The following is a 22709-nucleotide window of genomic DNA, read 5'->3' as shown; positions in this document are numbered from 1 at the left end:
GGAACTGTCGGGCGGCTACGCGTCGTCGCGGGAGTCAGTGAGGGCCCTGCGATCGGCGGCGCACTCCGAGCACGGTGCGAACAGGCGCGAGCCGTGGCAGCCGGGCGTGCACCTCACGTCTTCGAACGCGTCCAGGACCTCGTGCCATTTGGTGACGTGCGCGGCGACCTCGGCGCGCATCGCGGACAGGGCCATCCGCAGCATCCCCTCGCCGAAGGAGCCGACGGAGGTGGGCGGGATGCGGCCGTCGGGGGACCCGTACAGCGACGTCGTCGAGATGGCGACGCCGTATCCGGTGGGCAGCCACTCCTCGGCCGCGGGGTCCCACTGTTCGAGGATCTGTGTGTCGCCGGTCGGGGCGAAGGCCCACGTGGTCATACGCTCCGGGAAGAGGACCGCGTGGGCCCTTTCGGCTGCCGCCATCGCCTCCGCAGAGGAGTCGTACGGGTCGGCGGCGAGAGCGTCGGTGGTGGGTGTGATCACGGTCCAGGTGAGTTCCGTGTTCGCGGTGCCGGTGCTCACGATTCCTCCAGGGGTAGTCGTTCGGGACGTCATCCGAAGTTCCGGCATGTGCCGCACAGGTCGATGCCGCGAACTCCGAAACAACCCGGAGTGCAGTCACCGGAGCCCGCCCCGCCCTTCCACCACTGCAGCCATGCCGCGATCTGCGCCCGGGATTGCGCGGCCAGCAGGCGCAGGTCGTCGGTGCCGAGGCACTCGATCGGTGTGGCCAGGACCGCGCTCGGGTCGAACTCGTCGATCGGTGGGGTCCCCCACAGGGACACCACCGAGGGCACCACCTGCCAACCCGACGGCACGAAACCATCCGTCGCCGGGTCCATCACCTCGAGGTGAAAGGCGTCTCGGCTGATCGAGAGAGTCACCGCGGTGCGGTCCGGCGACCAGTCGGGCGTGGCGGCCAGGGCCGCCCCGAACGTCGGGTACACGATGGGCGACTCGACACCGCACGGGTCAACGAGTTGCCAGGTCAACCCCAGAGCCTCGACGGACGTCTCGGCGATGCGGGCGGCAATGTCGACGAGGGCGTCCATGTCGCGGGGGGCTTGGGTTGTTGCAGGGGTCACGGTTCCTCCGTGCGTTGTCGGGCGGTCGGGAACGGGCGGGCTCGGGGCCCGAGCTCGCCGCCCCGCCTCGGGGCGGCGACGTGCACGGTCATGCGGTCTTCGTGCGCACTTCGCCCAAGGCGATGCCGAAGGTGGCGCACCTGCCGGAGCACCAATCGCGGGCCGGCTCTTTCGAGCCGCCCACGAGAGTGCGCACCCACCCGGCGGCCGGCGGCTCCGACGTCTGGGTCTCGCCGCAGCCGTCGGTGGTGCATCGATCGATCACCGGGGAGTGGGCGGGGGGCCGGGACCGGCCGGTCTTGCCTCCGTTCCAGGTCGCGTTCCGGTCGGGCTTCGTTTTGGGGCGTGGCATGGCGTTGTCTCCTGAGGATTGGCGGGGTACGACGGGCGGGCACGGGTGTCGTGCACCCGAGGCCCGGCCGCTGCGCCCGAACCCTGCGGAGGGTGGGAGCGCGGCCGGACCTCGGGCCACGAGACGCGTGATCAGCCGTCGAGATCGGCGAGTTCGACGAGCAGGTGACGCGGGATTCCGGATTCGTGGCGGGCCTCGTAGGCGTTGCCGGCCGCCTGGTGTGAGGTCTGTTCGAGGCGGCTGGGTTCACCGGTTCCGTACAGGTCCAGGAGCGGGTCGGCTCCGCTGTGCGGCTCGGGGGTGCGGGGTCGGAGGTGCCGCATCACCGAGGTGGGGCGGTCGCCGAGGATGTATCCCGTGCCGGTTGTCGAGTAGGAGTCGTCCGGCAGGTCGTCGATGTAGAACCTGCTGTGGAGCCGTGGTCGGCCTCCGCGCACGGGGATGGCGGTGAGCCGGGCGCCGTCGGGCAGGACGTCGTCGACGATCCCGGGGGGACGGTTGCCGACCCATCGCAGCAGGACCATCTCGCCGTTTTCCAGGACCGTCCTCAATGTGGAGGGTCCGCCGAAGTCGCCGATGTGGCCGGTCTTCACGGCCAGGTTGATGCCGACCCCCACGTCCGGGCCGATCCGGGCGATCCGTGTGACCAGCCGGGCGGCCGCATTCCTGTACGGCGCGTCGTATGCCAGGAGGCGATCGGCGCCGATCAGGTGCACCTGGATCAGCGGGTCCGGCGCGTCGACGAAGAACGGCCCTGCCCCGATGGCCGCACGACGGTGGGCGCGCTCTTCGACCACCGCCAGCGCGGACTGCAGCATCAGGATGGCGCCCGAGGTCGTGGACGCGGGCCAGTCGAAGTGTTCCTTGGTCCCGAGCGGGGACTGCCCGCTCCTGAGGTCGGCCACCCAACTGACGATGCCGGAGTGTTGCTCACCGGCGAGGCGCAGGCGCAGGGCCGTGGACAGACCCGAGCGCATGGCTCCGACGGACACGCTGTTGCGGGCGCCGGATCCGGGTACGTACGGGCGGATGCGGGCGGGGTGTCCGTCGTGGTGCACGCCGACGGTGATGCGCCCGTCGGCGTCCATCACCAGGGCCTCGCCGTCGGCGTGGGGCGTGTGCTCGAGCGGAGGCCTGTCGTAGACGGTGACCAGTGCTCGGGAGAGTCCGTCGGTCTCCACGGTCAGGCACGCCGGGTCCTCCACGCCCAGGGCCGCGCGCAGGCGAAGCGGGTCGGATGTGAAGACGTTTCCCCGGGCCTCGACCATCATTTCGATGCCATCGGCGCCGGTGGATCCGTGGCGGACGTCGAGGAGGACCGTGCCGCGGGCTGCGGCCGGAGCGACCCAGTGGGCCCAGAAGTCCGCCAGTTCCCTGCCGGAGGCGCGGTCCCTGGCCAGGGACCGCCAGTAGTGCGGTGGTGGGGCGAGGTGTTTGTCGTTGTCGGCCATGTTCGTGTCTCCCATCGGGGTGGTGTGTCCGGTCGGGCCGTGGAGCGGGGTGCGTCGTGCCTCGAAGCGGTGCCTGCCGGTCGGCCCGAAGTCCGGGGCCGAGGAGGGACGGGTCAGTCCCGGTGCGAGGACACGAGGACGTAGGCGAGTACGGCGGCGGAGATCAGGACGGCGGCGGCGGCCCACAGGGCGTGGGCGACGGCCTCGACTCCGGGGCCTGCGAGGCGGATCGCGGCGGCGATCCCGATCAGCGTGAGGGCGATTCCGATGCCGCCGACGGCGATGCCGAGGGCCAGTGGGGGCACCAACGTTCGTGGGGTCGGGACCGGGTGGAGGACGTCGTATCGAACCGGTGTGTAGGGGACCGGTGACGACGGTCGGATCGCGGGCCCGGGGCGTTCGGCCGGGGTGAGGACTCCGTCGACGTCGGTGATCGCGATGTCGGTGGGGGCCACGACGAGCGTGTGCGGTCGGCGGGCCGGGTGGGTGGTGGGCGGCACGATGGTTCTCCTGGACGATGTCGGCGGGTTGGGGCCGCCCGGTTCGCCCGCGCCGAGGCGGCACGGGCGAACCGGGCATGTCGGGTGCGCGTCGTGTCGGCGGTGGCTTACGCGGCCTGGGGGACCGAGGCGGAGCGGGACTTGCGGGACTTGCGGGACTTGCGGGTTTCGGCGCCGGTGCCGATGAGGTGGTCGACCTGCCCGTCGGGTCGCTTGATCCGGTGGAGGCGGATGGCCGCGTCTGCGGCGATGCGCCGCAGCGCCTTCGTGGTCTTGCCGGTGGCGTGACGGCTCTGGATCGCGACCAGGGCGTGGATCACGTCCGTGGTTTCGTCGGGGGTGAGGCGATCGCGGTCGGGGAGGCTGCGCAGGATCAGGAGGCCGGGGGATTTCTGGGCGACCTCGCCTGCCGCAGTGGTGAGACGGTCCAGCTCGTTGAGGGTCATCCAGCGCTGGCCTGAGGCGGTGACGATGTTCATGGTGGGTGGTCCTTGCGTACGGGGCGCGGGGGCCGGTCGGCCGCCCTCCTCGGCTCCGGGGGATTCCGGAGCCGAGGGGCGCGGCCGCGTCGCACCTGCGAGTGGCGGACGTGGTCGGGGTTCGCCTCCGCCCGACCCACTCGTGCCGGTGGATCGGGCGGGCGGAACGCTCTTCAGTCGCGTTGACGGAACCGAGGGACCACATCGGCGTCGAACGTCGTGGTCCCGGTGGCGCGGCTGGGCCACCGGGGGGAGGGGACGAAAGCCTTCACGCGGCTGCGCACGACGGTCGGCCGTGAGGAAGGACGCCGAAAAGCGATGCCCGACGCGGCGGTCCAGGCCAACACCGCGATCCCGGCGGCGACTTCGCGGTCGGGAGCCGGCGTGCCGATCCACACCATGGCAACGGATGCGCCGGCCCAGGCCGACCACGTCAAACGCCCTGCGATCGAGCCGCAGGCGGCGGTGAACAGGGCGATCCCACCCGTCCACTGCCATGTCGTGTAGGCGGTGGACGCGTCGATCGCCAAATGCGTGGTGCGGTCGTCGAGGTAGGAATCCACGGGTCGGGTGATCGTGGCGCCGAGCTCCGCGAATGCGCCGATGGGAGGCGGCGGTCCGCACGTCCACACGAGCCAGACGGCGGCACCGGCGAGGAGGAGAGCTCCGGAGGCGATGACGGCGCGGAGCCAGGCCGCCATGTGCAGCAGGCCCAGGTACGGGGCGTGGCGGACGTCTCGGATACGACGGCCGAGCAGCCCGTCGGGGCGGCGAAAGCGGTCCCACCAAGTGCGGCGGGGTCGTGCCGATTGTTCATTCTCGTGGGGATCGAGGCGGATTACCACTGTCGTCGCGGTGGACGTTCGTGCGGAGTCGGACATGAGTCATCGCTCCAGGAATGGGGTGTCGATCGGGGTCACGAGCGCGCGCCCGCTGCTCCTCGCTCGAGGGAGAGCATCGGCGGGCGTGGCTCGGCGTTCGCGGATCGGGGTTGCTCCCCGCGGCGGTCGCGGGGATGCCGTTGTGTCGGTTCTCCGATCCACCCGCCGGGACTCGGCGGGTGGATCGGGCAGCCGGCAGCGGCTGGGGCGTCGGCGGCGATCCGTGATCGGGTCGCGGCCGGCGCCGGTGGGTCGCGGGAACGGGAACGGTGAAGGACGCCGCCGGTGTTCGCGGCGTCCTTCACCGTGTCGGTTCGGCCTCGGAAGTACCGCTGGTCACTGTCGGTCGAAGGTTCGGACGAGGGCCAGGGCGTCGCCCGCCGTGGTGGCCACGTCCTCGCGTCGACCATTGCGATCGCCCTTTCCCTTTCCCTTGCCGCGGCCGCGCTTGGGACGGTCCTCCTCGTACTCGTCGAGGTCGTTCGCGAGGTCCTCCAGGTCCTCGTCGGGGCGGTTCCAGTCGCCCCACAGGTCGCGTGCCTCCAGATCCTGGATCTCGTGGGGGGTGAGGCGGTTGATCTCGTCCGGGAACAGCTCGTGCAGGTCGCCCGCGTCGAAGTCGGCGTACAGCGCGCGCATCAGGACGGCGCGGCCGTTGTCGAGGACGATGATGGCGACGCCGCCGGTGCTGACGCCGTCCTCGGGGTCGGCCTCGCCGGTCATGACACGCTGGAGGGCGCTGCCTTCGGAGCCGGCGTAGCGGGCCGGGATCGTCGGGACGTCGTAGACGTTCTCCATGCAACCCTCGGCGGCTTTGCGCGTCGCCGGGCCCGAGCCCATCTTGAAGATGATGGGGCGACCGTTTTGCTTGAGGTTGTCCTTCATCTCGGTGGAGAAGCCGTTGTGCGCGAACGGGCTTTGCCCGGCGACGAAGAAGCCGATGCCGTACTTAAGGCCGGTGACGGTCAGGTCGTCGCCCAGGGTCTGGATCTCCCTGCCGTACACGGCATCGTTGCACGCCATCATGAACTCGTCCGCGTACACGAGCAACAACGAGTACGGGCAGCGCGGGTCTCCGGGCTTGTAGTCGTGGGGCTTGCCGTCGAACTCCCACGGCATGTTCGCGCGAATCTCACACAGGGCCTTCGCGGCGCGCAGCATGCGAAGCATGTAGAGGGCGTTGGAGCCGCGCCGGTCGATGAACTCGCCCAGCACGTCGGTCTTCTCGTCCCGACGGACAGTCGCCAGCCAGATCACCCCGCCGCCCAGGGACGCGGCCGCCATCGAGATCGCGAAGTACTGGGTCTTTCCGCTGCGGCTGACGCCGAGGATGAGGCCGTGCGCCGCGGCGTTCTTGTCGTGCTGCCAGATCATGCTCTTCACCGGCTGTCCGGCGAAGGACATGCCGCACACGAACATGCCCTTGGCGTCCGGGGTCAGCAGTTCCCGGGTCGCCGGGAAGCTACGGCTCAGCGGCGGCCGGTCGAAGATGCTGATGAGGAACTTGTGGCCCTCGACCATGAGGAAGGTACAGGCGTCGTCGTATTTGATGTCCAGGCCGCGGCAGACCTTCGCCAGGTCCACACGTGGGAGTTCGACCGAGTCCGCCATTGCGCACTCGTAGAACGTCACGCCGCGTTCGGGATCACGGCGCCTGGACACCAGGCGGGAGCCGGGCGCGCCGCCTCCGGGGCGTCCCACCCGGTCGATCCATCGTTCCTCGGGAGTGGGTGCGGCCATGCGGCGCTGGTTGGCGTCGGGGGTGACGTGGACCTCCAACCAGCCGGGCCCGCCTTGGCGACCGGGTTGTTGCTTGACCGGGGACAGGCGCACGTCGGATACGGGGACGCCGAACGCGGCGGCGACCTTGTCCACGTTCAGTCTTTCGATCGGCCGGCCCGGCTCGATGGCGCGCACCAGCATGGTCAGGTCGTGCTCGGTGCCGGGGTGCGGCACGACGTGGACGACGCGGCTGGCACCGGGGTTCTCGGCACGCTCCCAGAGTTGGCGCACTCCACGGGTGTAGGCGTCCGCGCCGTCGTCGACCGGGGCGGCCTCGGTAGGCGCGGGCAGCGCACGCGGTGCGGGAGTGTGGCCGAGGGCGGGTCGGTTGCGGCGCCGCGTGGTGCGCGACAGCGGTGTCACCGCGCAGCCGGCGGCGGCCCAGCCGGCGGCGACGAGGGCGTCCCAGCCCCAGCCGGGGGTGGCGAGAGCGGCCAGGTCGACGGCCATGGCGGTCACCAGCGGGGACCAGCGCATCATTTTCCGGCCGGTGCCCTCGAAGCCCTTGGCGGCCCGAATCGTCCCGAAGGCTCCGGCTGCTCCGGCCACCAGGACGGCGCTGTTGGTGATGCCGTCCGGGGCGAGGTTGGGGGCGCAGACCAGTACCGGGGCGGCCAGCGTGTACGTCAGGCGTTCCAGCACGACGCTGCGTGGGGTGGACACCGGGGTGCTCCTTGTCGGGACATGGAGAGGGCGGCCCCGTGTTCGGCGGGGCCGCCCTCTCGTCGTGGTGGGTGTGTGGGGATGCTCCTATGGATGTCAAGCAGCTTCGGCGAGGTCGTTACGGGTGTTTTGTCGTTGAGGCTGTGCCGCACCGAGTGATCGCATGAGGGCGCGGTAGGTCTCGCGGGCGACATGGCGTTTGAGGCAACGCATGATGTCCTTCTTGGCGAGGCCTTCGCGGGTGCGGCGTTCGACGTAGGCGCGGGTGCGTTCGTCCCAGCGCATGCGGCTGAGCACGATCGTGTGCAGGGCGTGGTTGGCGGCTCGGTCGCCACCGCGGTTGAGCCGGTGGCGGTCGCGTCGGCCGGACGAGGCGGGGATCGGGGCGACGCCGCACAGGTGGGCGAACGCCGCCTCGGAGCGCAGTCGGCCGGGGTTGTCGCCGGCGGTGGCGAGGAGTTGGCCTGCCACGTCCGGGCCGACGCCGTTGAGCGCGAGGAGTTCCGGGGCGGCGAGCGTGGTCAACTCCCTTAGTTCGGCGTCGAGTTCGTGTATCTCCTCGGTCAGGGCCCGATGCCGGCGGGCGAGGCGGCGGAGGGCGGACTTGACCGCCTCGATCGGGTCGGACAGGTCCGTGCCGGGCCTCAACCGCGCGCACGCGGTCACCAGCTCGGCGGCCGAGAGCCCTCGCAGCTTCGCGCGCAGGCTCTCGGGTCCGGTGATCAACATCTGGCGGAGCTGGTTCACGGCCTGGGTGCGGGCCTTGATCGCGGAGCGGCGCGGGACGCGCAGGGCGCGGACGGCCTCGGCGACGCCGGTGCGGGTCTTGGGAGTGCCGCTCGCTCGGCCCGAGGCGACGGCCTCGGCGGCGGCGTAGGCGTCGATCGGGTCGGACTTGCCCCGCAGCCGACGCGTGCGGCGGTCGGGCCGGTCGACCTCGATCACGGTGACGCCGGCGGCCGTGAGGTGGCGGGCGAGGCCGGCGCCGTAGGCGCCGGTGCCCTCGACCCCGACGGCGGTGAGGCCGCCGTGCGAGCGCAGCCACGCGAGGAGGTCGCGGTAGCCGGGACCGGTGGCGGGGAACTCCTTGTCGGCCAGGTGGCGGCCGATGGGGTCGACGACGGCCGCGTGGTGGGTCTCGCCGTGGGTGTCCACGCCGCCCGTGACGTTCGGCTGGTGATCGGTCATGCTGGTTCCTGTCGTCCTCTCGCTCATCCCGGTGGGGCGGCACGCGCCGGCCGGGCGGGCGGACAGGACAGTGGCGGGGCTTCTTGACCAAGCTCCTATGAGGTCACGGTCACCCGTCCGGTCGCGTGCGGTGACCCCTCCACGCGGGCCGACGAATCCCGGAAAGGACAACCTGTCGGTGTCGGTCAGTCGGTGAGTCAGACCCGGCGGAGGAGCCACCACACATCCTCACTGTCAGTCGGCGAGAAAGCCGGGTTTGGGGGTGGTTTCGCGGCGTCCCTCCCGGACCTCGTTCAGGCCGGCGTAGAGGCGGGCGTGGACACCCTTGGCGGTGTACGCGAGCCCGGACACCTCCTGCGCCGACTCGCGCAGTACGTCCACTTGGGCGGCGGCGTCCTCGAGGGCGCCCGCGACGGCGGTCGTCATCGCCACGTGCGAGGGGTCAAGATCGGCGTGCTCGATGTCGGTGGCCAGGCCGGCGGCGCGACGGGCGTTGGCGTGCGCGGTGCGGTGCAGGTTCTCGAGTGCGACCACGAGATCGTCCAGGGTTCGGGCGAAGTGGCCGAGTTTTTCCTGGACCGCGCGGTAGCTGTTGTCGCCGTCGGACGCGATGGCCGCCAGGCCGCTCTTGTGGAGCGCGAGGTCGTTGCTCATCGGTGTGTCCTCCTGTTCGTCAGGCGTGGTGGGCGGCGGCGGACGCGTGCTGCAGGCCCGCGTCGTGCTTGGCGTTCATGTCCGCGCTGTACACGCGAGCGACGATCTTGGCGGTCAGACGGCCCGCCTCGGCGGCTTGGCCGCACGCTTCGGAGGACCGCTGCGCCTGAAGTTTCATCTGGCCTGCGGCGTCGGCAAGGTCGGCGAGAAGCTTGGCGACGACGGTGGTGATGTTGTGGTCGCCGACCAGGTCGCCGGCCATCTCCCGCACGGCGTCGGCGGCTCGGCCGACGGCATCGGAGAGTTCGTGCTGCTGTTCTTGGTCCGTCGTCGCGTGCGCGGCGATGTTGGCGATCTGGGTCAGGAAGTCGTCGAAGGTGGTGTCGGTGCGGTGCTGGGCGGCCAGGCCTGTCTGGGCCGAGGCGACCTGCGTGCTGCTCACGCTGTTCTCCCTTGTGGGGCTGGTGGTTCCGGGGCGCTGGGTGTGGGGTTCCGGCGCGGGCGGCAGCGCCGGTGGGGCGGGCGGGCCGGGAGCGAGGGCGCCCGCCGGTTCCCGGTGTTCCGGTTCCTCGGGCCGTGGGGGGCGTTCCGGCTGGGGGAGTTGTTCCCACGTCCAGCCGAGGCTCTCGGGTGTGACCGGCCCGGTCGGTTCCTCGGGTTCGTCCTGGCGTTTGTCACTCTTGTCCGTGAGGTCGTGGAGCCACTGCTTGAACCGGTCGCGCAGGGATGGTCCAGGATCGTCCGGTTCCGTGGTGTCGTCCTTGCCGGACGGGGAGTCGGCCGGGGTGGAGTCTTTGAGGAACTGGTAGGCGGCGAACGCGGTTCCGCTGGGGTCGGTGGTGGCGTTGACGATGCGCTTGGCCTCGTCGAGGTCGCCGCGGTCGACTGCCTCGGCCGCGCGGCGCGCGGCGTCCCAGTCGACCGAAGGGCCCGGGTCCGTGCCGCCGCCCGGCGGGGTGGCGCCCGTGCCGCCCCCGACTCCGGCGTTCTTCCTGCCGGGCCGGGCTCCGGCCGGAGGCGTCGGCCCTGGGGCACCGCCGCCGGCGTTCTTCCCACCGCGGTTCTTCCTACCGGGTCGGTCGCCGGCCGGGGGTGTAGGTCCGGGGCGACCGCCGCCGGCGTTCTTGCCGACTCCGGCGTTCTTCCGGGCACCGCCCAGAAGCGTCGGTCCTGGACCGCCCGGTTCGCCACCGGCGTTCTTGCCGCCGGGGTGGGCCCCGGTCGGGGGCGTAGCTCCCGGACCGCCGTTCTTGCCGACGCCGGCGTTCTTCCGGCCGCCGGCCGGGGGCGTCGGACCGGGGCCACCGGCGCCGGCGTTCTTCCCACCGTTGTTCTTGCCGACCCCGGCGTTCTTCCGGGCGCCGGCCGGGGGCGTAGGTCCCGAACGGCCGTTCTTGGCACCGGGGTTCTTCCCGCCGCCGGTGTTGCCGGAGCCGTCAGGCCCCTTCTGGGGCGCTTTCGATCCCTTGAATGGGTCCTTGGAGCCATCCCCTCCGTTACGGCCGCTAGAGGGCTTTCCAGAGCCCTTGGTGCCGCCTTTCGTCTTGGTTCCGTCTGGGGGCTTTCCGCTGTTCCCGCCGCCGGAGTTCCCCTTGCCCGGTCCGCTGCCCGGGGGCTTCGGGCCCTGGGTCTTCGGGCCGGGCGAGCCGCTTCCGGGGGTTTTGCCGCCCGGTCCTTTGCCGCTGCTTGGCGGCTTCGTGCCGCCCGTGCCGCCGCCGGGCCTGGCACCCCCGGATCGTCCTTTGGAGCCGCCGCCCGGCGCGCCGGACCCGTTCCGGGCTCCGGTCGCGCCGGAGCCCCCCGGGGTTTTGGGGCCGCCCTTGCCCCCTCCGGGTCCGGAACGGTTCGTATTCCCTCGCGACCCTCCGGTTTCGGATTTTCCTCGCGCGCCGGCGCGGTCCGCCCGTCCTTTCACACGGGCCTGACGCAGTTTTCCGTTCGCCTCGATCATTGCCACGTCGCGATCGGTGCGCGCCGCGATCAGGGCTACTTTTCGGGCGAGTTCCGCCTCCCGGAACTGCCTTTCCTCCTCCGATCGCGTCCGTCCTTTCTCGACGCGGTATTCGAGCCAGTCGCCGATTCGATCGGCAAAAGAACGGCGGTGTTCGTATTCGCCGTCCGTTTCCTCGTCGGATTCCTGGTCGTCGCCCGAAGGTTGAATTCCTTCGGCGGAGAAAGTCGCTGCCGGGTCCGGGGCACTCGGAACACGGGGTAATTCGGTGGTGCTTTCCTCCGGGGGATCCTCCGGGGTGTCCCGGGGCGGCGGCAGGGTGTCGGCGTAGTTCGGGATGGGCGGCGGCACGTACGAGGGGTCGCCGCCTCCGGGGAACGGGTACACCTGGGCGTCATCGTCGTCGGACACGGAATCTCCTCTCGGGGTCTTGACAGAGGGTGACCTCTCGTGTGCACGCGTGCACGGGCACGTGTGCACGCGTTACGCGCGCGAGGCCCCGGCGGTGTTCCGCGGGGCCTCGGTGGTGGCGGTCAGTCACGTCGGGCGTCCGGGCCCGGATCCGGGTCGACGACGGCCCTCGCGTACTTCAGCAGGTCGTTCCAGATGCGCGGGTCGCCCGTCCGCCGCTTGTGTATCGCGGCGAGGAACAGACGGAGGACGAGCGCGAAGCCCGGCAACACGTCCGAGCGGTGGGCTCTCACTTCCCGGGCGATTTCGGCGCGGGTGATACGGAGCCAGAATTCCATCGCGCCCAGCTCGCCGCGTGATCCGCGAGCCTTCTTTTCCTGCTCGATGTACCAGTTCTGCCGGAAGTCCTGTCCGAGTTCGAGCTGGGTAAGCGGGCGGGTCATGCGGTGTCCCTCTTCGGGAGGCTGTAAACGTCTGTGGGGCCACTATAACGCGGATTCTGTTCCTTGTTCGCCGGGTTCTCCAGAGTGGGCCGGGTGGGAGCGGCCCGCAGGCCGGGATTCCTTTTGCGTTCCTTGGCGAGTTGCCTTTCCCGGCGCCGGCGGGGGAGGGCCTTCATCTCGTTCTCGTACTCATGCCGCTTGCGAACGCTCTTTTCGAGCTCGTCGACAAGGTTCTGAAGATGCTTGAGCACCCTCTTGAGGGTCCTTTCCGTCGGCCTGGCCCGTCGCCGGGCGTGGTACCACAGGTCGCCCTCGACGTGGGCGCTGCGGCAGTGCACACGGGTCTCGCCCTGCAGTGTCTCCAGGTCCCTGCTGGTGCCCAGCAGCATCCTCGCGACGTCGGCCAGGTACTGCGCGTACCGGTCCGGGTCCTGGGCCGTACGACGCAGGGCGGCCGTGTGTTGGTCGGTCAGGCGGGGCTCGTCTTCGGGGTTCATCGGGTCCTTCCCGCTTCTGGTCGGGATTGGTGGTGATGCCTGAGTCGGCGTCCATGCCGGATGCACGGCCGAAGCCGAGCAACCGGTAAAGCAGCCGATGGGCCGGGTGGTGGGTGAGCGAATCGGGTTCGACGCGCGCGGCCCGAGCGGTCGGGTCGTGCGGTCACGGAGGGCCTTGTCGCGATGGGGCGCTGTGATCAGCCGCCCGCGCCCACTTCGCTCAGGCCCGCTCGCTCGCGTTCGTCGTCCTCCCCGGCGCGCGCTCGGATGCGCTCGACGATCGTGTCGGAGATCTTCCCGAGTCCGGCTTCGGCGATCGCGTCGACGATCTCCTGCGTCTGCGGGCTTCGGGTGAGCGCGAGACGCAACCGCTTGAAGACGGCGTCCTGTTCGGGCTCTTCGGTGCGCGCTCGGATGCGCTTGGCGGTCGCGTCGGAGACCGGCTTGAGCGCGGCCTTTTGGATCGCGTCGACGATCTGGTCCGTCGCCGGGCGCTCACCGAGCGCGAGACGCAACCGCTTGAAGACGATGTCCTGTTGAGCGCGCTCGTCGTTCGTCGTTGCGCGCTCACGCTCGCTCAGGGCGCCGCGCTCAGCTCTCGCCGCGCGCCCCGTGTTCGCTGCGGGGGCGATTGCTCGGCGCCGCTCCACGGGGCCGCCTTCCGAACGCGGCTCCCCGTTCAGGCGGGGCGACCGCGCCCGCTGAGCGCGTTCGACGGTGAGCGTGACGTCCGGCGCCTCGCCCGCTTCGCGGTGAGCGTCATCGCTCTCGCGCTGAGCGTCGACCGGTTGAGCGTGAGCGCCGTGGCCGTGAGCGCCCTGCGGGTGAGCGCCGAGTGCGTGAGCGCGGTGAGCGTCGGACGGGTGAGCGCGGCCTTGAGCGTCCAGGTGTTGAGCGTCGGACGGTTGAGCGTGTGCCTCGGAGGCGGGGCGGCGTCGCCACCACCGCTTGCGTGAGCGAGCGCGAGCGCTCGCCTTCTCCGGGTCCTCCAGGAGGACGTGGACGCGCCAGACCACGTAGGGCGGGATGAACGCGGACACGATCAGGATCAGCCACCACGTCGGTTGCAGGTGCCCGTCGGGTCCTTGGATCACGCCGAGCATCCCGTGTTCGGCCAGGTGATAGAGCCCGTTGGACAGCACCATCAGCCCGAGCGCTCCGGGGACGTCCTTGTGGGTGCGGAACGCGACGATGGCGTAGATGTCGATCGCGAGCGGCAGGAACGCCGCGATCACGGACGGGATGCCGATCAGGGTGGCCAGTTGGAACTCGCCGGACGCGGTGAGGCCGACTGCGGCGCTCAACGCCACCCAGGGCATCGCCTTCCACACTCCGGCGCCGGCGCGCTGCCACCGGGCCTTGCGCCCGACCTGCTTCTCCCACTTGGCCTCCAGCGCCGCCGCGCGTGCGTGTGACTGTTCGGCTTCCTTGCGCAGCAGGTCGGCGTCGCGGACGGCGTCGGCCCGTGTCCGGGCCGCGGCCTTCTCCGCCTCGGCCCGCAGCGTCTCGGCCTGACGGCGGCCGACTTCCTCGGCCACCGCGATCGCGTCGGTACGGGCCCGTTCGACCAACCGCGCGGCCTCGGACTGCGCGCCGGCGAGCCGCTCGTCCGCCTCGCGGCGCACCTCGCGAGCCTCGACCACGACGGCGTGCGCCCGCCGCCGGGCCTCGTCCTCGACCCTGCCCGCCGCCTTCACCGACTCCGCGTGCAGCGCCTCGGCTTCCTCCCGGCGCCGGTCCACGGCGGTGTTCGCGTCCGCGATCATCTCCTCGGCCCGCGTTCCCGCCGCCTCCACGGCGGCTCGCGCCGCGCTGGTCTCCGCCTCGGAGATCGCCCGCGCGTTCTCCATCTGCCGCTCGGCGAACGTCCGGGCCCGGACGGAGGCTTCCTCCAGTGCCGTCTGTGCCCGGCGCACGGTGTCGTCGGCGAATGCCTCGGCCTCCCGGCGTACCGCGGTGGATCGCTCGTCCGCCTCGGCCGCCCGGTCCCGAGCGTCGGAGACCAGGCGCTCGGCCTCGGCGTTCGCGTCCGCGACGGCCTTGCGTGCCTGGGCGCGCGCGGCCTCGCGCGTCTGCTCCGCTTGGGTGCTTGCGGCGGAGAGTGCCTCGGCGGCCGCCCGCCGGGCGTCCCCGCGGATCCGGTCGGCGTCGGCACCGGCGGCCCGGGCGGCCTCTTCCGCCTGGTCGAGGTGTTCACGTACCGTCTGCCGCGTCTCGGCCAGACGTGCCCGGGTCTGCTCGTCGGCGTCGGAGACGATGCTCTCGGCGCGGCGGGAAGCTGCGGCAACCAGGCCCTCGGCCTCGTCGCGCGCCATGTCCCGGATGTCCGCGGCGCGATCGCGCGCGTCGGCGAGCAGCTCGACGAGGACGGGGTCGTCGACGGGCACCGCGGGCGGGCCGGCGGGTTCCCGGTGATCCTTGGGCCGGTTGTCCGCCGGACGTGTGGCCGAGGCACGCTTGCGAGGCGCAGCGGCGGTCTTGTTCCTGGTTCGGGCGGACACGGGCGCGTCCTCTCTGTATCAAACGGCAGGCGGACCACCCGGGTGGGTGGTCCGCCTGCCGTGATGGTGGTGGTGGGCTATCGGGCCGATGCGTGGTTGTCGGTCCGGCGCTGCGCCTCCTCCCGGGGGCGCGGGTTCGCGAACGGGTCGGCCTTGGGCCGGGATCGGGGCGGCCGGAAGGCCAGCGCGCGGTGCTGACAGTTGTCGGCCATCCGGGACGTGTCCTCGACGAGGTGTTCGAGGATGCGGTGGGAGTGGTGTGCCAGCCACCGGAGGAATCGGTGCGTGCGGTGGGCCAGCCACCGGAACGCGCGAGCGGCTCGCGGCGTGGACCACTCGGCGCTGACGAGTACGAAGATCACTGCGGCGGCGAGGAGTCCGCTCGCCCATTGGAGGATCGTCCATCCGAACCGGCGCAGGCGCCGTTGACGGGTGGTCACGACGTCTGCTCCATGTTGGCGCGGGTGAGCCTGCGGTCGATGACGACCAGCAGGCGCACGCCGCGGATCTCCGGGCGGGGGTCGTGGGGGACGGGGGACGTGCTGGTGGCCATGTCGAGCCTCCGAACGATTGGGGAACCGGGATGAGCGGGCGGCGTGTTGGCCGGCTCTCCTCGCCGCTGCGCCTCGACGAGGGCGCAGCGGCGAGGGCAGCGGTCAGCACATGCGGTGCGGGGGCGTCCGCCTCGTGGCGGGGTGGCAGATCAGTCGAGGTCGTAGAGCCAGGCCGCGCGCTGGTTGTTGTCGTCTGCGGCCTTGACGCGCCAGATGTAGTCGGCGATCTCGGCGCCGCGGACCTCCATGCCCTGTTTCCGGTCATCCCCTTGAGGACGCCGTGGCCGGACGTGAAGGCGGCCTCGGCCTCCTGGTCTCCTCCTTCGATGGCGCGCTTGATGCCGCGCCGGAGCGCGAGGTTGCTCCGGAATTCGAGGGTGAAGTCCCGTGGATCCACGATCATTTCGCCTCCCTGGTGGGTGTGGTCGGGGTCGGGCGGTCGTCTTCACCGCTGCGCCGGGTGGCGGGTGGTGGTGGTGTCGTCGACGGTCGGCGGGATACGGGAGCGGGAGAGGGCCCAGACGGCGAAGGCCAGGTAGGCGGTGAGGCCCAGGCCGGCCGCGGCGATCAGGATGTGCGTCATCGGTTGTCGCTTTCGGAGGAGGGCGGTGCGTCCACGAATCGCCGCAGGAACCTCGGGGGTTCGGGGTGGCCGAGGTCGTTGAGCCGGTCGAGGCATCGTTCGGCCAGGTCGCAGAGCGGTTCGGCGACGTGGTCGCCGAAGGCGAAGAGCCAACGGCGTGCCCGGGAACCGAGAGGGGTGAGGCAGCCGAGCCGGTCGAGCGCGATGGTGATCCCGACCGTGACGACGGACGCGGAGCCGACCACCGCCACGGCGGTCGTCCAGGCGATCCGGCGCAGGCGGGGTGCGGGCCGGGGCCTCATGCGGCCTGGCCCATCCACTCGCGGGTGAGTCGGTGGTCGGCGGCCGGCACCCGAACCACGGCGGAGCGCTTCGTCGACCGGGTCTTCCAGCGGCGCGGCGGGGCCGTGGCCAACGCGGTTTCCAGGATGCGCGGGGCCCGCTCGACCAGGAGCGGGTCGACGGACAGCAGGCCGCGGATCCACGGGTTGTCGGGCAAGGTGCCGAGGAGCAGTTCGGCGGAGATGCCGAGCAGCTTTTCGAGGCGGGCGGCCATGTGGGCCCGGTCCGCGTCGGTGGGGGCGAGTCGGGGCTTGTACACAAGCACGACGGTGTTCACCGTGGACTCCACGTGGGGTTGGCGATGCCGGGCCGCGGGCCGGTGCTGATCACCGGTCTGCGGCCCGGCATCGGCGGGCGAGTGTGGGTCTTTGCCTGGGCGTGTGGGTGTCGGTCTGGTCGGACGGTTGGGGCCGGGTGGTCGGCCTCCACCGCGTCGTGCCATGCGGCCGATCCGGTGGCGCTTCAGGCGGGTACGGGCTTGGCCTTCGACTCGGGCGTGGCCTACGCCCCGCCCCGGGCGCGGTTCCGGGCGGCGCGGCGCTTGAGCGCGCGGCGCTCGTCCTCGCTCAACCCGCCCCACACTCCGGCGTCCTGGCCGGACTCCAGGGCCCAGCCCAGGCACTGTTCCATTACGGGGCAACGGCGACAAACCGCCTTCGCCTCCTCAATCTGAAGCAGGGCGGGGCCGGTGTCGCCGACCGGGAAGAACAGCTCGGGATCTTCGTCGCGGCAGGCCGCGACGTGTCGCCAGTCCATGTGTGCCTCCCCGGCCGCGACGGGCGCGGCCTCGATTCGTGTGTCCAGTGGGCTCGGGCGATCCGTCACGGGGCGGCGTCGTTTGGGCCCAGGTCCCTCGCCAACTGCGCGTCGCTCTTCGAGTGCTGGTTGCGCTCCTTGACCCTGCGTTCCAGCTCCGCGCGCTCCTCGGCGGTCACCGCGATCACTGCGGCTTCGCGGCCTGCTGGCGGGCGGCGTCCGCGATGACCTGGCGCACGGCCTCGTTGGACTGGCCACCGTCGGTGGGGCGGGGATCGGCGGGCCTGGCGTCGTTGTTCGATGCGATGATGTTCATCAGGCGACTTCCTTTCCGGGCGTGCCTGTTGCGGCTCCGGGGCTCCAATCCCCGGGGCCGCGCCTGTGTTTGGGGCCGCGTGGTGTCCAGCGGCCCATGAGGGCCGGCACCCGGATCGGGTGCCGACCCTCATGGGCGTTGGCGTCAGGGGTGTTCGGGGTGCTGCGCCGCTGTCGCGTCGAGGGGGAGCGCGCGGTGGTCCTTGCCGCTCCTGCCGGGGCCGATGTGGATCGGCTCGGCGGTGCGGACGAAGTCGGGGGCCGGCGGGTGGGTGTCCTGCGCGCGCGAATGCCTCCGCCGTGGCGTACTGGCGGCGAGGGGGCGTCCACCGGATACCGTCCGTGCGGCCCGCCGTCCGGATGATCTGCATCAGCGCGTCGAGGTCGGGGTGTTGGTCGGGCGGTCCGTCGGCGTGGGAAGTGTTCTCGTTCACGGTCTTCGTCTTTCGGTCGAAGCGCGCAGCGCCCGGGCGGGGCGGCTCACCGCCCGGGCGCGCGATGGGGTCCCGGCGTGGGGTCAGGCCGGGATGGAGGAGGGCGGTTGGTCGCCCGCCTGGCGGGCGTGCTCCTCGAGGAGGGACCGGAGTTCGCGGGCGTCCGAGACGGGGATCGCCTGCGCGGAACGGGAGGTGTACACGCTGAACTGGTCGGCGCTGCACAGGGTCGGGTCAGCATTAAAGACGAGGCAAATGCCGGGGCCCAGGTCCAGGCTCGCGCCGCCGTCTAGGAGCCACTGCCACAGCGATCGGTTGGTGAGCCAGAGGTGGTTGATGTCGAGTCGGAAGCCCGCCTGGACAGCCGCCCTCTGCTCGTCGTGGGCGCCCGCCATCCGACCGGCGAGTGTGAGGCGCTCGTGCTGCGTTCGCGGCGCCGGAACAAGGCCTGTGTAGGGCACGTGGACACGAGGAGCCCGGCGGAAGGGGAAGTCGCGCACACGCCGGCGGTTCCGCATGGACCGGGTGATGTCCCAGCCGAGGTTCGCGGCGATGAGGGTCGCGATCGCGTCGACGGCCACGCGCCCGTCGCCCGCTACCCCGCCGGTGTAGGGGTGGGCGAGGAGCGCGCCGAGCACGCCGAACCCGACGCAGATCGCGGTGATGAGGGCCTTCTCGACCAGGCGGTCGATGTATACGAGGGTCCGTTGGGTCGGGGTGTGCCTGGTTTCGTTCACTTTGCCGCTCCCGGATGACGGAGGGCTCCCGGAGGTTCCCGGAGCTCCATGCCGTCCCCGCCGCGGTGGTGCGCGGTATCGGGGGCGACAGGGAGCCACGGACTCGAACGGGCAAAGACGCGGGGCTCCTGGGGGCCGGCACCGTTTCGACGGTGTCGGCCCCGTGAGCGTGCGTCGATGGCGCCTGGCGCCGTCGGCGACGCGACGGTGGCCGATCACCCGCGTGGTCGACCTTCCGTTGGGAGAACGAACCACGGGCGGGTGCTCGTTGGTCGCGTGGACGGCACGGGCAGTGGAGGCGAGACGTCGACCAGGAGCGGGCGGGTCGGCGGGGACTACCGGAGCGCTGCGGCGAGGATGTCGTCGTGGTCGAACACCAACTTCTCCGGCAGGCGGTCCAACCTCCACCACTCGGCGGCCAAGGCGTCGTCGTCGGCGACGAGTCGGTGTCTGCGGGGACCACGACGTGATAGGCGGTGGTCTCGAACCGGCCGCGCGGGTCACGGCCCGGCGCGTTCCATTCGCCGATCTTGCGCAAGTCGGCGGGGTCGACGCGCACGCCCGTCTCCTCGGCAAGTTCCCGCGTGGCCGCCGCGAGTGGGGTCTCCCCCAGGTCCACGTAGCCGCCGGGCAGTGCCCAGCAGCCCTCGAAGGGCCAGTAGCGGCGCTTGATCAGCAGGACGCGCCGGTCCGGCCTCGTGACGACGACGTCAGCGGTTTTTTGGATGATCTCGGGCTTGGTCTTGGTCATGATGGCCTTCTTTCTTGGGGGCGAAGGCGCCCGGTCGGGGGGGCTGGCTACCACCCAGGCGCGGAGGGTGTGTTCCGGTTGGTCCAGGCACGAGCGGCCTTGAGGGTCGGCACCGTGGGTGTCGGCCCTCAAGAGCGTTGGTGCGGGGTCACGTGCCGGTGTGGTTCTTCGGTTGTGCGGTCGATCCGGCCGTGTCGGCGGTGGTGGCGGGGGCCCAGCGGCAATCACGGGGGTTGCTCGGCACGATCACACTGACCACGTGGCCGTCGGGGAGTAGGGCGATGGGGTGGGTGGCGATCGGGCGCGGTTCGGGATTGGGCTGCTCGGAGGCGTTGTCGCTCATCGTGTGAGCCTTTCGGGGAAGGGGTCAGCGAGGTTGACGTGCGGGCGATGCAGGTGTTGCTGTCGTCGATCAGGACCACCAGGCCGTTGAGAGCGGGGCGGTCGGTGCGTGGGTGGTCGGACGAGGCGCAGTACGCAACTCGGTTGATCTGCCGGTCGATTGCGGTACGCCGAATCTCGGCTGCGTCGGGGAACGCGGGGCGGAGTGGCACTTCACGGCGTGGATCGGGCCCGCGCGTGTCGACGCGGGTAGTACGCGGCGAGTCCCGCCCGCGGTGTGTGAATGCGGGCGGGACTCGCCGGGGTTCGGTCTCGGTGGATCGGGGGGTCAGGCCTGCTCGTCCGCGAGAATCGCGAGCACGATGCCGACGGTGTCGGCGGTGACCGGCTCCTCGATGCGGCTGCTGCTGGACGCGAGGGTGAAGCCTGCGTCCCGGTGCAAGATCAGGCGGCGGCCTTCGGCAATGTGCATGCTCGCCCCGCCGTGCTTGTGGGGCAACCAGAGACTCTCGTCGCACAACTGCGCGCACTCGACGCCCAGATGGACCCGGACGGCGAAAGCAAGCGTACGCCGCAAATCAGTCCTCTCGACTGACCGGGAGACCTTGGCCCACTCCTTCTTCCGTCGGCGGGGGAACCGGCGAGCCCGCTCCTGCTCGAGTTCGCGGCTGAACTCCTCCAGCGTCTCGCGGCCCCGAACCTTGCGCGGCTCCTGGCTGATCAGGCGGGTGAGCGTGTGGTGGAGGGTCTCGCCGGTCGGGCAGTGCATGGTGTCGGTGCAGCCTGGGCACCGGTCGCGGTGCGCGGTGTACGCCTGCTCGGCGGCCTCGGGAGTGTGCGGGCCGGGTCGCATCTCGCTCACCGGCAGTGGCACCTGGGCCACCGGTTTGGGCAGGACCTTCGTCGCACGGCGGGACGCCACCGACGAGCCCAACTCGGCCATGCGCAGCCGACAGACGTCGGCCGACAGCTCGAACCGCAGGATCCCGGCGAGCGCTTCCCCTTTCGGGCACCGTGTGGAGCCGGTGCAGGAAGTGCACGCTTCGCGGTGAGCGGCGTAGTCCTTGTAGGCGGGTTCCGGCGTGCGCCGGGTGGCCCGTGCTTTCAGTTTGTGTTGTTCGTAGGTGTCGCACCCGGAAACGGGCCCCGGGGTCGGGTTGGCTAGGCGCTGCTCCCACTCGGCGACCGCGGCGTCGAAGTCGACCAGATCGACGTCGAGCAGACGATTGGTTCCGTCGCATCCATGGGCCGGCGCCGAGCCCGCTTCCTCGGTGTCGTGCGGACCGAGCTTCGGTGTGGCGCGGCCGACGATCGGACACCAGGTGCGGCAGTCCGGGCAGACCAGCGAGGGCACTTCGGGGTGGGACAGATCCAGATTGCGGGGGTGCAGGCTCGACAGAGCCAGTGCGGCGCGGGGGCTGACCCTCTTGTTGCGGGTCCGCCTCGGCCGCTTCCGGGCCATTTGGGTGGAGGGTGAAGGCATCACGGACTCCCGGCAGGCAGGGGTGGGTTGATGCGACGTGGTGTCGCGGTGCGCGGTGCTCTCTCCGCGTGCCAGGGCCGTCGCGGGATCCGACGTCGTGGTACGTGGACAGCGCATCTGATGCGCCGTGCCGGTAGTCCGGAGGATTCAGTGGTACATCGACTCCAACCGCTATCGCGGCGACTACCTGCTGGTCGTGCGTGGTGCTGGGACCGAAATCCCACTCCCGGCGCCACCCGTTAAGGGTGGTTCCGGTGGCAGGACGCCGGGTTGCTACGCCGCGACGAACATCGGGGCTTCGCGGGTCCAGAGGAAGGCCGCTGCGCCCCGGGTTCTTTGGATGACGTCGCCCTCGGCGGGTAGATCGTCGACCGCGAGTTGCTCGGCAGCACGAGCGGCGAGGCACGCGGCGAGAAGGCGTTGGAGGCCGTCCAAGAGGGGGATGGCAGGAGCCGGAGCAGTGGTGGGCTTCATGGATGCCTTGATCCTCTCGCGTGATACCGAACCGCCACTAGAACTTCGATAGAGATGTTCTGGTGCTTCTTCAGTGAACTCAGCTTCGCTAAGGATGTCAAGAGCTTCGCTATCGATGTACCTTGAAGGGGTGAGACGCGCTGCGGCTTCCAACCGCCCACAGACGGGATTCGGCGACGGCTGCCCTAGGATCGCTAGCGAGGTGAGGAGACGCATGGCGCGTAATTCGGGCGACGACCAGCACAAGTTCCAGCGGATCGCGGACAGTTTGATCGCCGCGATCGAGGCGGGCGAGTATCGGCCGGGTGACCGTTTGCCGGGTGAGAACGTCCTCGCCAAGGACTTCGGCGTGGCCGTGATGACCGCCCGCGCCGCGCTCCGCGTCCTGCGGAATCAGGGATTGGCGGAGGCCAGGAGGGGTGCCGGCGTGTTCGTCCGGGATTTCCGCCCGATCCGTCGGCGGGCGATCCCGCGCCTGTCGCGGGATCAGTGGGGCGCCGGCAAGTCGATCTGGTCGGCCGACGAGGAACGTCCGTTGACGGTCGACCAGGTCAGCATCGAGGAGGTTGTGCCGCCGTTGCATGTCTTGGCGAAGCTGGGGCTGGAGGACGACGAGGTCGTGCTTGCTCGCTCGCGCAGGTACGTGCTGGACGAACGCCCGGTCATGCTCGCCACGTCGTACCTGCCACTCGCCTTGGTCGCGGGTTCGCCGATCGTTCAGGCCGACACCGGCCCGGGAGGTATCTACGCCCGCCTCGCGGACCTCGGGCACGCTCCGGTTCGCTACCAAGAGGAGATCAGAGGCAGGCTGCCCACCAGCGATGAAGCCACCGCCTTGAAGATGGCGCCCGAGCGATCCGTTCTTCAGGTGCTTCGCACTGCATTCGACGCACATAGAGCTGTAGTTGAGGTCAACGACATGACATTGGATTCCGCCGCGTACGTGATGGAGTACGAGTTTGAGGCTTGAGCAATCGAGTCGCCGGCCCGCCGCTGAGCCACTGCCCAGGTGAAACAGCGGGCTCATCTCCAGAACCTCCACCGAGATCGACGATCGTCCCGCGGTCATGTCGGGCACGATCACAGCTTCCGCTTCAGAG

Annotated in this window: 25 protein-coding genes and 1 pseudogene; 1 reads left to right on the top strand and 25 read right to left on the bottom strand. The window is 70.9% G+C overall.

The features are described from left to right. Positions 1–15 precede the first annotated feature (15 nt). The 25 genes and pseudogenes from OG928_RS48330 to OG928_RS48210 form a co-directional block, all read right to left on the bottom strand. Complete coding sequence (locus tag OG928_RS48330) at positions 16–522, bottom strand: hypothetical protein (RefSeq protein WP_406292263.1); 507 nt, start codon at positions 520–522, stop codon at positions 16–18. 29 nt (positions 523–551) lie between these two features. Beyond that, positions 552–1085: a hypothetical protein gene (locus OG928_RS48325; RefSeq protein WP_331738612.1), complete on the bottom strand. Its 534-nt coding sequence runs from the start codon at positions 1083–1085 to the stop codon at positions 552–554. A gap of 483 nt (positions 1086–1568) precedes the next feature. Further along, a complete protein-coding gene (locus tag OG928_RS48320; protein WP_331738610.1) occupies positions 1569–2888 on the bottom strand; it encodes a hypothetical protein in 1320 nt (439 codons plus the stop codon). 113 nt (positions 2889–3001) lie between these two features. Then, complete coding sequence (locus OG928_RS48315; RefSeq protein WP_331738608.1) at positions 3002–3388, bottom strand: hypothetical protein; 387 nt, start codon at positions 3386–3388, stop codon at positions 3002–3004. A 107-nt stretch (positions 3389–3495) separates the two neighbouring features. Next, a complete protein-coding gene (locus OG928_RS48310) occupies positions 3496–3867 on the bottom strand; it encodes a hypothetical protein (RefSeq protein WP_331738606.1) in 372 nt (123 codons plus the stop codon). Positions 3868–4040: 173 nt separating this feature from the next. Further along, positions 4041–4568, bottom strand: coding sequence for a hypothetical protein (locus OG928_RS48305; RefSeq protein ID WP_406292261.1), 528 nt, complete (start codon positions 4566–4568; stop codon positions 4041–4043). Positions 4569–5084: 516 nt separating this feature from the next. Further along, on the bottom strand, positions 5085–7193 hold the full coding sequence (locus OG928_RS48300) for a chromosome segregation protein ParM (RefSeq protein WP_331738602.1): 2109 nt from the start codon (positions 7191–7193) through the stop codon (positions 5085–5087). Positions 7194–7289: 96 nt separating this feature from the next. Next, complete coding sequence (locus OG928_RS48295) at positions 7290–8381, bottom strand: IS110 family transposase (protein WP_331738600.1); 1092 nt, start codon at positions 8379–8381, stop codon at positions 7290–7292. A gap of 234 nt (positions 8382–8615) precedes the next feature. Beyond that, complete coding sequence (locus OG928_RS48290) at positions 8616–9035, bottom strand: conjugal transfer protein TraB (RefSeq protein ID WP_331738598.1); 420 nt, start codon at positions 9033–9035, stop codon at positions 8616–8618. 19 nt (positions 9036–9054) lie between these two features. Beyond that, on the bottom strand, positions 9055–9477 hold the full coding sequence (locus OG928_RS48285; protein ID WP_406292258.1) for a hypothetical protein: 423 nt from the start codon (positions 9475–9477) through the stop codon (positions 9055–9057). A gap of 2042 nt (positions 9478–11519) precedes the next feature. After that, a complete protein-coding gene (locus OG928_RS48280) occupies positions 11520–11840 on the bottom strand; it encodes a hypothetical protein (RefSeq protein ID WP_331738594.1) in 321 nt (106 codons plus the stop codon). Continuing rightward, positions 11837–12337, bottom strand: a complete 501-nt coding sequence (locus tag OG928_RS48275; RefSeq protein ID WP_331738592.1) for a hypothetical protein — start codon at positions 12335–12337, stop codon at positions 11837–11839. Before OG928_RS48275 ends, OG928_RS48280 begins: the two co-directional genes overlap by 4 nt. 197 nt (positions 12338–12534) lie before the next feature. Continuing rightward, positions 12535–14838, bottom strand: coding sequence for a hypothetical protein (locus OG928_RS48270; protein WP_331738590.1), 2304 nt, complete (start codon positions 14836–14838; stop codon positions 12535–12537). Positions 14839–14915: 77 nt separating this feature from the next. Next, a complete protein-coding gene (locus OG928_RS48265) occupies positions 14916–15278 on the bottom strand; it encodes a hypothetical protein (protein ID WP_331738588.1) in 363 nt (120 codons plus the stop codon). 559 nt (positions 15279–15837) lie between these two features. After that, a complete protein-coding gene (locus OG928_RS48260; protein WP_331738586.1) occupies positions 15838–15975 on the bottom strand; it encodes a hypothetical protein in 138 nt (45 codons plus the stop codon). After that, positions 15972–16277, bottom strand: coding sequence for a hypothetical protein (locus OG928_RS48255; protein ID WP_331738584.1), 306 nt, complete (start codon positions 16275–16277; stop codon positions 15972–15974). Before OG928_RS48255 ends, OG928_RS48260 begins: the two co-directional genes overlap by 4 nt. Then, positions 16274–16594 carry a hypothetical protein gene (locus tag OG928_RS48250; protein WP_331738582.1) on the bottom strand — a complete coding sequence of 107 codons (321 nt, stop codon included), beginning with the start codon at positions 16592–16594 and terminating at the stop codon, positions 16274–16276. Before OG928_RS48250 ends, OG928_RS48255 begins: the two co-directional genes overlap by 4 nt. Positions 16595–16818: 224 nt before the next feature. Beyond that, entirely contained in the window at positions 16819–17073 is a 255-nt protein-coding gene (locus OG928_RS48245) for a WhiB family transcriptional regulator (protein WP_331738580.1), read from the bottom strand. A gap of 65 nt (positions 17074–17138) precedes the next feature. Beyond that, entirely contained in the window at positions 17139–17261 is a 123-nt protein-coding gene (locus tag OG928_RS48240) for a hypothetical protein (RefSeq protein ID WP_331738578.1), read from the bottom strand. Continuing rightward, positions 17258–17389, bottom strand: a complete 132-nt coding sequence (locus tag OG928_RS48235) for a hypothetical protein (RefSeq protein WP_331738576.1) — start codon at positions 17387–17389, stop codon at positions 17258–17260. The genes OG928_RS48240 and OG928_RS48235 overlap by 4 nt, the downstream gene beginning before the upstream one ends. A 516-nt stretch (positions 17390–17905) precedes the next feature. Beyond that, a complete protein-coding gene (locus OG928_RS48230; RefSeq protein ID WP_331738574.1) occupies positions 17906–18559 on the bottom strand; it encodes a hypothetical protein in 654 nt (217 codons plus the stop codon). A gap of 484 nt (positions 18560–19043) precedes the next feature. Next, positions 19044–19310 (bottom strand): annotated as a pseudogene (locus OG928_RS48225) (NUDIX domain-containing protein); the annotation flags it as partial. 148 nt (positions 19311–19458) lie between these two features. Next, positions 19459–19653 carry a hypothetical protein gene (locus OG928_RS48220; RefSeq protein ID WP_331738572.1) on the bottom strand — a complete coding sequence of 65 codons (195 nt, stop codon included), beginning with the start codon at positions 19651–19653 and terminating at the stop codon, positions 19459–19461. Positions 19654–19980: 327 nt separating this feature from the next. Next, positions 19981–21114 carry a hypothetical protein gene (locus OG928_RS48215; protein ID WP_406292255.1) on the bottom strand — a complete coding sequence of 378 codons (1134 nt, stop codon included), beginning with the start codon at positions 21112–21114 and terminating at the stop codon, positions 19981–19983. Between the two features lie 294 nt (positions 21115–21408). Then, complete coding sequence (locus tag OG928_RS48210) at positions 21409–21609, bottom strand: hypothetical protein (protein ID WP_331738568.1); 201 nt, start codon at positions 21607–21609, stop codon at positions 21409–21411. 214 nt (positions 21610–21823) lie between these two features. Here OG928_RS48210 and OG928_RS48205 point away from each other — a divergent pair, with 214 nt between their 5' ends. Then, entirely contained in the window at positions 21824–22579 is a 756-nt protein-coding gene (locus OG928_RS48205; protein WP_331738566.1) for a GntR family transcriptional regulator, read from the top strand. Positions 22580–22709 lie beyond the last annotated feature (130 nt).

The organism is Embleya sp. NBC_00896 (assembly GCF_045207785.1).
Taxonomy (GTDB): Bacteria; Actinomycetota; Actinomycetes; order Streptomycetales; family Streptomycetaceae; genus Embleya.
Note: the sequence above shows the minus strand (reverse complement) of the source record. Positions and strands in the feature narration are given on the sequence as shown.

Bases quoted from the DNA above. Each gene is read 5' to 3' on its own strand.
- OG928_RS48320 (WP_331738610.1), bottom strand. From the start codon at position 2,888: ATGGCCGACAACGACAAACACCTCGCCCCACCACCGCACTACTGGCGG.
- OG928_RS48310 (WP_331738606.1), bottom strand. From the start codon at position 3,867: ATGAACATCGTCACCGCCTCAGGCCAGCGCTGGATGACCCTCAACGAG.
- OG928_RS48305 (WP_406292261.1), bottom strand. From the start codon at position 4,568: ATGGCGGCCTGGCTCCGCGCCGTCATCGCCTCCGGAGCTCTCCTCCTC.
- OG928_RS48295 (WP_331738600.1), bottom strand. From the start codon at position 8,381: ATGACCGATCACCAGCCGAACGTCACGGGCGGCGTGGACACCCACGGC.
- OG928_RS48290 (WP_331738598.1), bottom strand. From the start codon at position 9,035: ATGAGCAACGACCTCGCGCTCCACAAGAGCGGCCTGGCGGCCATCGCG.
- OG928_RS48280 (WP_331738594.1), bottom strand. From the start codon at position 11,840: ATGACCCGCCCGCTTACCCAGCTCGAACTCGGACAGGACTTCCGGCAG.
- OG928_RS48275 (WP_331738592.1), bottom strand. From the start codon at position 12,337: ATGAACCCCGAAGACGAGCCCCGCCTGACCGACCAACACACGGCCGCC.
- OG928_RS48260 (WP_331738586.1), bottom strand. From the start codon at position 15,975: ATGACGCACATCCTGATCGCCGCGGCCGGCCTGGGCCTCACCGCCTAC.
- OG928_RS48255 (WP_331738584.1), bottom strand. From the start codon at position 16,277: ATGAGGCCCCGGCCCGCACCCCGCCTGCGCCGGATCGCCTGGACGACC.
- OG928_RS48245 (WP_331738580.1), bottom strand. From the start codon at position 17,073: ATGGACTGGCGACACGTCGCGGCCTGCCGCGACGAAGATCCCGAGCTG.
- OG928_RS48235 (WP_331738576.1), bottom strand. From the start codon at position 17,389: ATGAACATCATCGCATCGAACAACGACGCCAGGCCCGCCGATCCCCGC.
- OG928_RS48220 (WP_331738572.1), bottom strand. From the start codon at position 19,653: ATGAGCGACAACGCCTCCGAGCAGCCCAATCCCGAACCGCGCCCGATC.
- OG928_RS48215 (WP_406292255.1), bottom strand. From the start codon at position 21,114: ATGGCCCGGAAGCGGCCGAGGCGGACCCGCAACAAGAGGGTCAGCCCC.
- OG928_RS48210 (WP_331738568.1), bottom strand. From the start codon at position 21,609: ATGAAGCCCACCACTGCTCCGGCTCCTGCCATCCCCCTCTTGGACGGC.
- OG928_RS48205 (WP_331738566.1), top strand. From the start codon at position 21,824: ATGGCGCGTAATTCGGGCGACGACCAGCACAAGTTCCAGCGGATCGCG.